The organism is Psychromonas sp. L1A2 (assembly GCF_009828855.1).
Taxonomy (GTDB): domain Bacteria; phylum Pseudomonadota; class Gammaproteobacteria; order Enterobacterales; family Psychromonadaceae; genus Psychromonas.
In genome coordinates, this window is sequence record NZ_WUAG01000002.1 from 715,486 (window position 1) to 729,355 (window position 13,870).

Sequence of the window (13,870 nt, forward strand, 5' to 3'; positions counted from 1 at the left end):
ATGTATTGGACAGCCACTCATTGAAATCAACAATATCAATAAGTTAATAAAAAACGATACTCAATGTGGCTGCGATAACTTCCCCGTAGAGTTTTTCTGAATCAATTACAGACTTCAGCAAGCTAAGGCAGGAAGCCGTTGCTAGCTCATTTCGAGACATGGATGTCGAGTATGAGCGGTGCGTTTAGAAGGCTGTTATTTATTCAGATCAAAAAACGAATTGGGGCGATTTTCTTTTGGTTCTGTTTTCTTTGTTCGTATAAAGAAAATGAACTCGCCGACAGGGCGAAAATACTGCAACTAACAATCAAAATGATCCGACGAGTGCAGACGAGCTAAAGCTCAATCAAGACAATAAAATATACATTCCCACAGAGACAATGGAAATGAGCCAAGCTAAAAAACTCAAACAACAGATACAAAAAAGCCCCTATTATCAGTCCAGCAACCATCTACTGAAAAAATAATAAGGGCTTCTATTAAGCTTTTAATGTCTTAGCTACGCATCACTTTATACGTACCATTTTGCGTAACCAAAACAACCTGTAGCCTAACCGCCTACAAAATTATTTCTTGGGCCGTTTTGTTTCTTAACACTTCCCGTTCTTGCACCTGAGCGAATGTTAAATGTATTGGACAGCCACTCATTGAAATCAACAATATCAATAAGTTAATAAAAAACGATACTCAATGTGGCTGCGATAACTTCCCCGTAGAGTTTTTCTGAATCAATTACAGACTTCAGCAAGCTAAGGCAGGAAGCCGTTGCTAGCTCATTTCGAGACATGGATGTCGAGTATGAGCGGTGCGTTTAGAAGGCTGTTATTAATTCAGATCAAAAAACGAATTGGGGCGATTTTCTTTTGGTTCTGTTTTCTTTGTTCGTATAAAGAAAATGAACTCGCCGACAGGGCGAAAACACTGCAACTAACAATCAAAATGATCCGACGAGCGCAGACGAGCTAAAGCTCAATCAAGACAATAAAATATACATTCCCACAGAGACAATGGAAATGAGCCAAGCTAAAAAACTCAAACAACAGATACAAAAAAGCCCCTATTATCAGTCCAGCAACCATCTACTGAAAAAATAATAAGGGCTTAAATTACGCTAAATTTTTGCGTAACTAAAAATCCAACCTTCTAACCGCCTACAAAATTATTTCTTGGGCCGTTTTGTTTCTTAGCACTTCCGGTTCTTGCGCCAGAACGAACACCGTCTTTATGAGGTACTTTTGGTGATTTTGGTTTTTTAACTTGTTTCTCGTGTGTACCTAATACAGAAGGTTGTAATGGTTCACCAGGTTCGAAACCTGCAAATATTTTGCGTGGAATAACCTTTTTAATAAGACGTTCAATATCTTTTAATAATTTGAATTCTTCTTGGCAAACTAATGATACCGCTAAACCTTCATTACCAGCACGACCAGTACGGCCGATACGATGAACGTAGTCTTCACTTACATTAGGCAAGTCAAAGTTAACTACGTTAGGCAGTTGGTCGATATCAATACCACGTGCAGCAATATCAGTTGCCACTAATACTTGGATTTGGCTGTCTTTAAACTGCGCTAATGCTTTAGTACGTGCACCTTGGCTTTTATTACCATGGATAGCTGCACTACGAATACCACGTGCATCTAAGTTTTTAACCAGACGATTTGCACCGTGTTTAGTTTTTACAAACACTAAAACTTGACGCCATTTATTATCAAGAATTAACTGGCTCAATAAAGCGGTCTTTTTAGTCTTATCGACTTCATATAGCGCCTGCTCGATTTTCTCAACCGTTGTATTACGCGGGCTTACTGAAATCTCAACAGGATTATTAACTAAGCCTTTTGCTAATGAACGAATTTCATCAGAGAAAGTAGCAGAGAATAATAAGTTTTGGCGTTTAGGCGGTAAGGCTTTAAGGATCTTTTTAATATCGTGAATGAAGCCCATATCTAACATACGGTCAGCTTCATCTAAAATTAACACTTCTAACTGTTGAAAACGCACTGCATTTTGCTGATATAAGTCTAATAAACGACCCGGCGTTGCCACCAAAATATCTATTCCGCCACGTAACATTTGCATTTGCGGGTTAATTTTCACTCCGCCGTATACAACCATGCTGCGTAATGACATGTTTTGGCCATATTTTTGTACGCTTGCTTGAACTTGAGCCGCTAGCTCACGTGTTGGCGTTAGTATCAGTGCACGAACTTGATTCGGCTTAGCGCGTTCACCTTTTTCTAGCATTGCTAATAATGGCAATGTAAACCCAGCAGTTTTCCCGGTGCCAGTTTGTGCAGCAGCCATGACATCTTTACCTGCTAATACAGCAGGAATAGCTTGCTCTTGGATTGGGGAAGGCGTTTCGTAGCCAGCATTTTTCACTGCTTCTACTAACGATGCGGGTAAACCTAGGGAATCAAAACTCATATAAAATCTCATTAAAGTACGGCACTTGCCATTAGACGCGTAGCTTACCTTAAGCTTCGCGATCAAGCTATGTGTTAGTTTTATTGCGACACAACTTTGCTTGATAAAAATGATGCATGAATTTCATACAATTCAAAGGTGATTAACCTCACGGTATCTGTATAATACCCATCTTTAAAAAAGCAATACTCAAACAATTTAGGAATAAGCCGTGTTAAGTACAAATAACATCACCATGCAATTTGGTGCGAAACCACTTTTTGAAAACATCTCTGTTAAATTTGGTACTGGGAACCGTTACGGTTTAATCGGTGCAAATGGTTGTGGTAAGTCAACTTTCATGAAAATCTTAACGGGTGATCTGGAGCCTAGTGCAGGTAATGTGACCAGAGATCCTAACGAACGTATTGCTAAACTACACCAAGACCAGTTTGCTTTTGAAGAACACACAGTACTCGATACAGTATTGATGGGCCACAAAGAGATGTGGGAAGTCATGAACGAGCGTAATCGTATTTACTCATTACCTGAAATGACTGAAGCTGAAGGAATGCACGTTGGCGATTTGGAAAATCAATTCGCTGAAATGGATGGTTACACTGCCGATTCACGTGCAGGGGAAATATTACTGAGCGTTGGTATTCCACTTGATCAACATTACGGCCCAATGTCAGACATTGCACCAGGTTGGAAACTACGTGTATTGCTAGCACAAGTACTTTTCTCTAATCCAGATATCATGTTACTCGATGAGCCAACCAATAACTTGGACATCGATACTATTCGTTGGTTAGAAACTGAATTAAAAGCACGCCAATGTACTATGGTCATCATTTCGCATGACCGTCATTTCTTAAATTCAGTCTGTTCGCACATGGCAGATATCGATTATGGCGAACTGCGTCTTTTCCCTGGTAACTACGACGAATACATGACGGCGGCAACACAAACTCGTGAACGTTTATTATCTGAAAATGCGAAGAAAAAAGCACAACTATCTGAGTTACAAGACTTTGTAAGCCGTTTCTCTGCAAACGCATCAAAAGCTAAGCAAGCAACATCACGTGCGAAACAAATGGATAAGATTGAACTAGCAGAAGTTAAAGCATCTAGCCGTGTTAATCCTTACATTGTATTCAAGCAAGAGAAGAAACTGTTCCGTAACGCGCTAGAAACAATTGATATGACAAAAAGCTTTGAAAATACATTATTCAAAGACTTAAACCTGATGGTTGAAGTGGGCGAACGTGTCGCTATCATCGGTCAAAATGGCGTAGGTAAAACAACATTATTACGTACATTAATGGGTGAAATTGAATTATCTTCTGGTCAATACAAATGGTCTGAAAATGCACATTTAGGGTATTACGCACAGGATCATTCATCTGATTTTGAAAAAGATCAAAACCTAATGGATTGGATGGGCCAATGGATGCACGAAGGTGATGACGAACAAGCCGTTCGTGGTACGTTAGGGCGTTTATTATTTGGTGCAAATGACATTACTAAGTCTGTAAAAATCATCTCTGGTGGTGAGCAAGGACGTATGTTATTTGGTAAGTTGATGATGAATAAACCAAACATTTTATTAATGGATGAACCAACTAATCACTTGGATATGGAATCGATTGAGTCATTAAACTTAGCCTTAGAAAACTACGAAGGCACGTTATTATTCGTCAGTCATGACCGTGAATTTGTATCTTCACTAGCAACACGCATCATCGAAATCAAAAAAGATAAAGTAGTTGATTTCCACGGTACTTATGAAGAGTACCTAAAATCTCAAGGCGTTGCTGAATAAGCTAATCGCTGAATAAACGAATGGTTCAATAACCGACCAAAACATCGCTCTATGAATTAAAAAATTAGAGCGATGTTTTATTTTTAACACTTACCTTCAAAAGAATAATACACAAAACCCTTCGGTCTAAAGCTAACATCCCAACATGTCATCGCCTTTTGCTATTGATGATCTAATCTAGAATAAAAACCAACACACAAAACCCTGCAGGCTAAAGCCAGCGCCCCAAGGTCAGTAACCTTCTAATTATTGACTTTCTAGCTAAAAATAAAAGCAATACACAAAATCCCGCAGGCTAAAGCCAGCGCCCCAAGGTCAAAAGATCGAGCATTATGAATGTTTAATTGTTTTGGTTTTGGTTTTGGTTTTGGTTTTGGGCGCATGGCGAATTAGGCGAAGCCTAGTGTTATGAGCGGAGGAGCTCTGCGAGTCCTGTTTTCAGCTTGCAGGGGTTTTGGTGTTAAGGTTAAATTTTATGTTATGTTATTAATTTTCTAATCCAAAGCAAAGAACTACACAAAAATCCTACAGGCTGAAGCCAGCGCCCCAAGGTTCATCAACCTTTTGCTATTGGTTTTTAATCTAAAATAAAAGCAACACACAAATTCTGCAGGCTAAAGCCAGCGCCCCAAGGTCAAAAGATCGAGCATTATTAATGTTTAATTGTTTTGATTTTGATTTGGGGGCGCATGGCGAATTGGGCGAAGCCTAGTGTTATGAGCGGAGGAGCTCTGCGAGTCCTGTTTTTAGCTTGCAGGGGTTTTGGTGTTTTGGTGTTAAGGTTAAATTTTATATGCTATTAATGATCTAATCTAGAATAAAAATAACACACAAAACCCTGCAGGCTAAAGCCAGCGCCCCTGTGTCAGTAACCTTCTAATTATTGACTCTCTAGCTAAAAATAAAAACAACACACAAAACCCTGCAGGCTGAAGCCAGCGTCACAAGGTCCAAAAGTCAAAGGTCAAAGGTCAAAGGTCAAAAACCTCATCGTTCGATGATATAGATTAAGAGGTTTAGTATTTCAAACTAACTTGCGATCTATACCCATATCAACTTTAATAAAACACCAATAACTGCAAATAAAATCACAAGCCACATAATCGGTAATTTTTGACGTTTTAATAGGTAAACACCGATTAAAACTATCGCCATATCAATACTATTAAAAACAGCACTAACAAACACCGGTTGGTAAAGAGCACTTATTAATAACCCGACCACAGCAGCATTAACACCGTTCATCGCAGCGGCCAAACTTGGTATTTTTGAAAGCCTTTGCCAATTCTTTAAGCAGCTTAATAACAACAAAAAACCTGGTAAAAATACTGCAACGGTAGCGATCAATGCACCTACAATAGGTTCGCTAGGTAAAATAAAATAACCAATATAAGTTGCTAAAGTAAACATAGGACCGGGCACGGCTTGAGCAATCGCATAACCCGTTAAAAACTGATCGGGGGTAACTTGTCCTTCCACAATATTCTGTAAAAGCGGTAATACAACATGCCCTCCTCCAAACACTAAACTACCTGCTTGAAAAAAATCAGAAAATACAGAAATACTAGCTGGCATTGCGGGATAGAAAAACATCAACAAAGGCAATACAAACAATAACAACAAAAATAAGATTAATGGCTGGTAGTTAATCAACGTACAAACATTACAAATTAGACAATGCTTTTTCTTTTTCGTCGTATCGTCTTTATTTTCTTTTAAGAAAAACACACCAATAATAGCAGCAAAAATCAGCACTAAAATTTGTTCGATAACACCTGGGGAAATAAGTAATGTACAGGCTGTTATTAAACATAAAAGAATACGAGGAGTATCTTTGCAGAAACTTTTATACATTACCAAAATAGCATCAAAAACGACCACGACAGCTAATAGTTTAAGTCCATGTATTACCGATTGAAAAATATCATTACCCGCCAATTCACCAGCACTCACCACCAGTAATAACATGATAGCGATAGACGGTATGGTAAAGCCTAAGAATGCGCTAAAAGCCCCTTTTAACCCTAATCTATGATAACCAATAGCAAAACCTACTTGACTAGATCCCGGTCCTGGTAAAAATTGACTTAATGCAACGTATTCAGCATATTGTCGTTCACTTAACCACGCTAAACGCTGTACAAAGGTTTCTCTAAAGTAACCAATATGTGCAGCTGGACCGCCAAAACTAATGCAGCCTAATATAAAGAAGGTTTTGAAGATTTCCCACATAGAACATTTCAACCTAAACAAAAATAATGATTAAGCAACAACGTTTCTTCAACTATATTAATACCAGTCACATTAATTAATAGAAACGACTCAAAATATAAAGCTACATTAATAGCGGAATAAAATAGATAAAATTACAGAAGAATTATGACAGTACGATGACAACCCAAAGTGTCAAATGTCCGTAGGATACAAAAAGCGAGAAGGTTTATATTTTATTTGGTTTGGGGCGCATGGCGAATTAGGCGAAGCCTAGTGTTATGAGCGGAGGAGCTCTGCGAGTCCTGTTTTTAGCTTGCAGATCTTTTTTGTGTCGAGGTTAATTTTTATGTTATTGACTCGTAAATCCAAAATGAAGAGCAGCACATAAAACTCTGCAGGCTGAAGCCAGCGCCCCAAGGTCAGTAACCTTCTTATTATTGACTCTCTAGTTCAAAATAAAAGAAAGACACACAAATTCTGCAGGCTAAAGCCAGCGGCCCGAGGTCAAAAGATCGAGTATTATTAATGTTTAATTATTTTTTTGTTTTTTGTTTTTTGTTTTGGTTTGATTTTATTTGGTTTGGGGCGCATGGCGAATTAGGCGAAGCCTAGTATTATGAGTGGAGGAGCTCTGTGAGTCTTGTTTTCAGCTTGCAGGGGTTTTGGTGTTAAGGTCAAAAACCTTCTTATTATTGGCTCTCTAGCTAAAACTAAAAAAGAACACACAAAATCCTGCAGGCTGAAGCCAGCGCCCCAAGGTCAAAAGATCGAGTATTATTAATGTTTAATTATTTTTTTGTTTTTTGTTTTGGTTTGTTTTTGGTTTGATTTTATTTGGTTTGAGGGCGCATGGCGAATTAGGCGAAGCCTAGTGTTATGAGCGGAGAAGCTCTTCGAGTCCTGTTTTCAGCTTACAGGGGTTTTGGTGTTAAGGTCAAAACCTTCTTATTATTGGCTTTCTAGCTAAAACTAAAAAACAACACACAAATCCTGTAGGCTGAAGCCAGCGCCCCAAGGTCAAAACCTCCTTATTATTGGCTCTCTAGCTAAAACTAAAAACAACACACAAATCCTGCAGGCTGAAGCCAGCGCCCCGAGGTTAACAGTCTTTTGCTATTGACTCTTTAGTTCAAAATAAAAGCAAAACACACAAATCCTGCAGGCTGAAGCCAGCGCCCCGAGGTTAACAGTCTTTTGCTATTGACTCTTTAGTTCAAAATAAAAGCAAAACACACAAACCCTGCAGGCTAAAGCCAGCGCCCCGAGGTCAAAATATTCTTATTATTGACTTTCTAGCTAAAGATAAAAAACAACACACAAATCCTGCAGGCTGAAGCCAGCGCCCCAAGGTCAAAACATGATGGTTTTCTATTTTTTGACCAATTAAAAGTACAAAGATAAAAACATGGTCGTTTTCATTAGTTATTAGTTATCAGAGACTACTTATAGAGGAGAGGAGGTAAGGAGAGATGCAGATACTGTAGATCATTGCTCCATAATTGTAAGAACTTTCGCGATTGCTCTTTATTACTTAAACACTTAGCGAATAAAATAATATTCGCACCAACTAAGTCAGTGTTTTTGTTAATTGAATACTTCTCTAAAAACGCCTGTTGAAAAAGCTTGATAGGAATAGCGACGTTTTTAGCATCCGCCACATTCAACCACAATAACTCTTTATCGGCATTGCTAATGGTTCCCCAATACATTCTAGGGGACAAGTTTTCTAAAACTTCAGCATCAGAAAAATTGACAAATAAATTCTTCGCCCGCCATTTATGTTTTTCACTGGTGTGAACCCAAACATCAGAAGAGGCTAAAGAACTGTTATTTAATAAACTCTTTAGTAACTTTGGTAAAGTTTGTTTAATCGACTTATTTGAGCCTTCACTCGCGGTAATCGTGACTTTAGTCTCTATTACCTCTTTGTTACTTTTTGCTTTATCTGTGTTAACAGTATTTTTATCACTCTCTATAATATGAGTCTTTTTAACGTCTACTTTTTTATTAGCAGCTGCAAAATCAATAGTAAAACCTTTATCTGAATCCTCTATTGGATTAGCTATTTCAATAACATTTTGTTTAATACTTTGTTTAAGGCTCTCTTCAACCGCTTTATTGTCTTTAACTTTTATTGATTGCTTAATGCGGCCATTAATAAGTGATTCATCATTAGGCTCGATCGCTACCGAAATATCTTCATTTAAATCATTCTTTAAATCACTACTCAAATCAAGTGAAGCTTTCTTAGTGACTTTACTTAATTCAGAGCAATTAGGAAGATGATGACGAGAACCAAAGCAAGCTTGCTTACCATCTTTAGAAGCCCTTCTGAAATAAGCAACTTGTAAACATTCAGGGCAAAATAATGAGTGGCGATACAATGCAATTTGTTGGGCTGTAAAATGTTTAAACTCAAAAATGGAGAAGGTTATTTGCTGATGCTCTTTAGTCGTAGTATTTAACTTAGGGGATATATTGCCCTTAACATCAGACTTTATGATTGAGGGGGATTTCTGTAATTTTGATTTAATATCAAGAGTAGGAATAGACTCATGCTCAGGAATATAAATAGCGTCCAACATAACTTAGCCCCCTTATATATAATTAATACCAATGGAATTAAATAAGTGATCAGAGATTGCGCAGGAAAAATTAACACTAATAAGGCGTGAGTTGTAGGAGATAGTTGTTCTCACTTCAAAACTCACAACGCAGTTAGGGGTGATTTTAACCAGCAAGAATGATCACCTTATTAATTCTTTTGGTATAATAACCAATCCATGACAAAAAAGTATGCAGTGTCTTATCTTTCACTTTTAGCTTAAGCAACAAAAAAGCGATAACATAATCATACTATCGCTTCCCAACTTTTATTTATAAACCGACTACCATAAGGCCTATCTTATTTATAAAAAGCTACTTTATATAAATCGTACATATTAACCAATAACGCTACCTAATTCGAATATAGGTAAATACATGGCAATAATTAAACCACCGACAACAATCCCTAATACCACCATGATCATCGGCTCTAATAAGCTGGTTAATGCATCAACGGCATCATCTACTTGGCTTTCATAAATGTCGGCGACTTTACTTAACATACCATCTAAATCACCAGACTCTTCACCAATCATCACCATTTGTGACACCATATCAGGGAATGCACCCGTTGTTTTCATGGCAACATTAATTTGCATCCCACTAATCACTTCTGTGCGCATATTGTTCACCGCACTTCTATAAACATAGTTACCCGATGCGCCAGCAGCAGAAACTAAAGCATCAACTAATGGAATACCTGCAGAGGAGGTGGTAGAAAGTGTACGTGCAAAACGAGCCACAGCCGCTTTGTCTAGAATAGTGCTAATGACAGGAATTTTGAGGATAAATTTATCGGTATTATTTCTTACTTTTTCACTACCACGATGTGCTCTTTTAAATAAAAACACGGCGAGTATTGCTCCACCAATGATCATATACCAATAGGATTGAACGATGTCTGAAATACCTAAAACAAATAAGGTAAATGCAGGTAATTCAGCACCAAACCCTGTGAATATATCTTGGAATTGCGGGATAACAAATAACAGTAATAACAAGGTTACAAAGAATGCCACCGTAACAACCGCAGCAGGGTAAAACATTGCTTTTTTAATTTTTGACTTTAACGCTTCTGATTTTTCTTTATAAGTCGCGATGCGATCATAAATAGTATCTAAGGCACCTGATTGCTCACCCGCCTCCACTAAATCGCAATATAAGGTATCAAATTGCCTTGGGTAAGAACGTAGGGTTTGAGAAAGCGGTGTTCCCGTTGAAACTTCATTAGCAATCGAGGTCATTAATTTTCGAAGAGAGGGTTTTTCATTGCTTTTAGCAATCAATTCAAGGCTTTGTACTAAGGCAACACCCGCACTTAACATGGTCGCTATTTGACGAGAAACAACGGCAATATCCATTGGTTGTACTTTGTCACCAAATGAAAATAACGACTTTGGTTTCTTTTTAGTACGCGTAACACTCACACCTTGTTTACGTAATTCTGCTTTTATCTCATTAACCGTTTCACCTTGTAACTCTCCAGAGACTTTACCTCCTTTACGGTTAATACCATGCCAAGTAAAAGTATGTAATTCAGGTGAAGATTGTTTAATGGCCATGAAATTCTCTTTAGATAGTGTTAGATGGGCTTTCTACTATGAATACTGAATACTGAATACTGAATACAAGTATTATTTAGATAAGCTCTGTTTATTAAGTTATCTTTAGTTAAGTGTTATAGCAAGGTCTATGCTTAGAAGTCTATGATTAAAGGCCTATAAGTTAAAGGTCTAAGTTAAAAATCTATAGTTAAAGTTTACAGCTAAGACTGATAGTTAAGATTTAATATAGCTTAAATTTAAAACATAATTAAAACATAAAAAAAACAATGCTGATAAAGAATATTAAGTAATTCGTGTCACTTCTTGCAAGCTAGTAACGCCATTTAACGCTTGTTTAATCGCAGATTGCCTTAAGGTATACATACCTTCATTTATTGCAGCATCTGAAATTTGCATGGCATTACCATTATCTAAAATAATCCGTCCGAGCTGATCAGACATTTCCATCACTTCATAAATACCGACACGTCCTTTATAACCATCAGTACACTTATCACAGCCTACAGGCTGACATAAATTACTTTTCTCAGATAACTGCTCATTGGTAAAGCCAATAGCTTCTAATTCTGAATCAGGAATGTGCAAAGGTGCTTTGCACTCTTCACATAAACGTCTTCCCAGTCTCTGTGCAATAATTAATGACACAGAGGATGCAATATTGAAAGCTGGCACGCCCATATTTAATAAGCGCGTTAGCGTTTCTGCCGCAGAATTGGTATGCAAGGTTGATAAGACTAAGTGGCCTGTTTGTGCGGCTTTAATGCCAATTTCAGCGGTTTCTAAGTCACGAATTTCGCCTACCATTACAATATCAGGATCTTGACGTAGGAATGAACGTAACGCTGAAGCAAAGGTTAAACCGGCTTTATTATTGATTTGTACTTGGTTAACACCGGTTAAGTTGATCTCAACTGGGTCTTCCGCTGTAGAAATATTGCGCTCTACGGTATTTAAAATATTTAATCCAGTATACAACGACACGGTTTTACCACTGCCTGTTGGACCGGTAATTAAAATCATTCCTTGAGGCTTAGCGAGTGCAGCGAGATACTTTTCTTTTTGTTCGTCCGTATAACCTAATTTATCTATATTTAATGCGGCGGCTGAGCTGTCTAAAATACGCATTACAATTTTTTCGCCCCACATGGTCGGGAGCGTACTCACACGTAAATCAATATTACGTTTATTAGACACTTTAAGCTTGATACGACCATCTTGCGGTAAACGACGTTCTGCAATGTCTAACTTAGACATCACCTTTAAACGTGCAGAAAAACGGTTGGCTAAATTAACAGGAGGAGAGGCAACTTCTTTTAAGATTCCGTCAATACGAAAGCGAATGCGGAATTTTTTTTCATAAGGTTCAAAATGTAAATCTGAGGCGCCTTTTTTGACGGCATCAATCAACACGCTGTTAATATATTTTACAATCGGCGTATCATCGTCTGCATTTTGTGACTCATCTAAACGAGAATCCGATTCATCAACTTCAATATCATCGATATTGCCCATATCACCAAGTGCACTAACATCATCCTCTAAAATAAAGTCTATTGCTTTATTAAGTCGAGTTTCTTCAATGAGTAATGCTTCAGTATGCATCCCAAAGCTAAAACCAAAATCTTCTAAGGCGGCAACATTGGTGGGATCAGACATAGCGATATAAAGGGTTTTATGCTGGACATAAACAGGCAAGGCATGATGTTTCTCTATTAGTTTTTGGTTAATGAATTTTTCAGGGATATCGGTTAGATCTAAGGATTCATTATCTAATAGAGGAATACCATATTCAGCTTCACAGAACTCAGCTAAGGCAACACTATCAATGAAATTATTTTCAACCAGATAGGAAGTTAAAGCTTTTTGTTCTGAAGTTGCTGATGAGATTATTTTTTTTAATTGGCTTTCATCAAGTAAACCATGAGCGGCAAGGCTAGAAGCCAAACCGCTAAGATTATTAAGTATCATTAAGAGTTAACACAAATCATCATTACTACATTCAAATTTCCATGTAACCTGCCCTGTACTTTCTAGTGTCGGTGTACCTTTATATGTAGCACTACCCAAACCTTCACCTGAAACAGCAGTTGCAGTAATGACGCCTTCTGAAGCAGTTGCCACACTTTGTACAAAACCGTATGCAGTAATGGCTTCTAATTTGAAAGTAGAGCCGTCATTTCCATCACCACAAAATTCAACATCACCTAACTCCATAGCACATAACTCAACTTGAGTTTTAGCGCCAGTTACAGCTTGTACAACTTCAGTAAATTTAGCTTTAGCTGTATAACTTTGATAAGCAGGCAATGCTACCGCTGCAAGAATACCAATAATCGCGATGACGATTAATAGTTCAATTAATGTAAAACCCTGTTGAATCTTTTTCATATTTATTTCCTTAGCTTTGTTTGACATTTTCACTTATTAGTAAGCTCAGTAATGACAAACAATAATTGGTTTTTAACTTATATTTACAAACAATCCCTATTCGTATCTTTTGGAAATACTCACAAAAATTATTATTATATAAATTGATTTTGAAAGTTTAATTCCAGTAATATTATTTATTACTCTGTTAAAGGTAGTTTTTTTTATCTAGAAAAACAAACTTTAATTTTATAAAAAACAATATTTAACCAAAAAAACTAACCTATAACTCACTATCGTTCAAATACTTTTAAACCTGTATAAAAGCGTTAGACTTTCATGTTAACTCAGTAAAGTCATCCCTTTACCTTATTATATAGCGTATGATTTATACCAAATAACCAATCATGAAGTAAAGCCTAATTACCTCTAATTGCATATAAGAGCATAAAAATATTTAGCTTTAATGCGCATAGTAACCTAAGCAATCTATTTTTGACAATTAACATTAACAAAAAAAACAAATCAAAACACAATGAAAATAAAAATGTTATGTTAACAATATAACGAGATTAAATAGTCACATAGCCGTAAAATCACTGTATAAGTAATGAACAACAAAAATCTAACGATTCAATTCTTTTCTACAATTCCTCTACGCTGTATTTTAGGCTTTATATTTTAAAATCTATACTTCAATGGCTATATTTTAGGCTCTCTATTTAGATTCTCTATTTAGGATCTCTCTATTAACCTCTATTAAAAGCTATCACCGTTATAAATGCTAAACAGATTTTTTAGATTCTATTTTTTCAGTACCTCCACTTTGAATATTTAATTAAACATTTCAAAGTGGAGGTTCCTCTATAAGGTATTGTATAAG

At 36.9% G+C, this 13,870-nt stretch carries 7 protein-coding genes; 1 reads left to right on the plus strand and 6 read right to left on the minus strand.

The features are described from left to right. Nucleotides 1–1,143: 1,143 nt before the first annotated feature. Nucleotides 1,144–2,430 carry a DEAD/DEAH box helicase gene (locus GQR59_RS13590; protein ID WP_160063570.1) on the minus strand — a complete coding sequence of 429 codons (1,287 nt, stop codon included), beginning with the start codon at nucleotides 2,428–2,430 and terminating at the stop codon, nucleotides 1,144–1,146. 211 nt (nucleotides 2,431–2,641) lie between these two features. Here GQR59_RS13590 and GQR59_RS13595 point away from each other — a divergent pair, with 211 nt between their 5' ends. Further along, on the plus strand, nucleotides 2,642–4,234 hold the full coding sequence (locus GQR59_RS13595) for an ABC-F family ATPase (RefSeq protein ID WP_025565324.1): 1,593 nt from the start codon (nucleotides 2,642–2,644) through the stop codon (nucleotides 4,232–4,234). Between the two features lie 1,041 nt (nucleotides 4,235–5,275). Here GQR59_RS13595 and chrA read toward each other — a convergent pair. From chrA to GQR59_RS13620, 5 genes are all read right to left on the minus strand, one after another. Further along, entirely contained in the window at nucleotides 5,276–6,466 is a 1,191-nt protein-coding gene (gene chrA / locus GQR59_RS13600) for a chromate efflux transporter (RefSeq protein ID WP_160063572.1), read from the minus strand. A 1,421-nt stretch (nucleotides 6,467–7,887) separates the two neighbouring features. Beyond that, nucleotides 7,888–9,033: a hypothetical protein gene (locus tag GQR59_RS13605; protein ID WP_160063574.1), complete on the minus strand. Its 1,146-nt coding sequence runs from the start codon at nucleotides 9,031–9,033 to the stop codon at nucleotides 7,888–7,890. 357 nt (nucleotides 9,034–9,390) lie between these two features. Further along, complete coding sequence (locus GQR59_RS13610; RefSeq protein ID WP_160063576.1) at nucleotides 9,391–10,617, minus strand: type II secretion system F family protein; 1,227 nt, start codon at nucleotides 10,615–10,617, stop codon at nucleotides 9,391–9,393. Between the two features lie 285 nt (nucleotides 10,618–10,902). Next, nucleotides 10,903–12,588, minus strand: coding sequence for a type IV-A pilus assembly ATPase PilB (gene pilB / locus GQR59_RS13615; RefSeq protein WP_160063578.1), 1,686 nt, complete (start codon nucleotides 12,586–12,588; stop codon nucleotides 10,903–10,905). Between the two features lie 6 nt (nucleotides 12,589–12,594). Further along, nucleotides 12,595–13,008 carry a pilin gene (locus tag GQR59_RS13620; RefSeq protein WP_160063580.1) on the minus strand — a complete coding sequence of 138 codons (414 nt, stop codon included), beginning with the start codon at nucleotides 13,006–13,008 and terminating at the stop codon, nucleotides 12,595–12,597. Nucleotides 13,009–13,870: the final 862 nt, after the last annotated feature.

Excerpts from the sequence above, each read along its gene's own strand:
- GQR59_RS13620 (WP_160063580.1), bottom strand. The coding sequence starts at position 13,008 with ATGAAAAAGATTCAACAGGGTTTTACATTAATTGAACTATTAATCGTC.
- GQR59_RS13590 (WP_160063570.1), bottom strand. The coding sequence starts at position 2,430 with ATGAGTTTTGATTCCCTAGGTTTACCCGCATCGTTAGTAGAAGCAGTG.
- GQR59_RS13605 (WP_160063574.1), bottom strand. The coding sequence starts at position 9,033 with ATGTTGGACGCTATTTATATTCCTGAGCATGAGTCTATTCCTACTCTT.
- GQR59_RS13610 (WP_160063576.1), bottom strand. The coding sequence starts at position 10,617 with ATGGCCATTAAACAATCTTCACCTGAATTACATACTTTTACTTGGCAT.
- pilB (WP_160063578.1), bottom strand. The coding sequence starts at position 12,588 with ATGATACTTAATAATCTTAGCGGTTTGGCTTCTAGCCTTGCCGCTCAT.
- chrA (WP_160063572.1), bottom strand. The coding sequence starts at position 6,466 with ATGTGGGAAATCTTCAAAACCTTCTTTATATTAGGCTGCATTAGTTTT.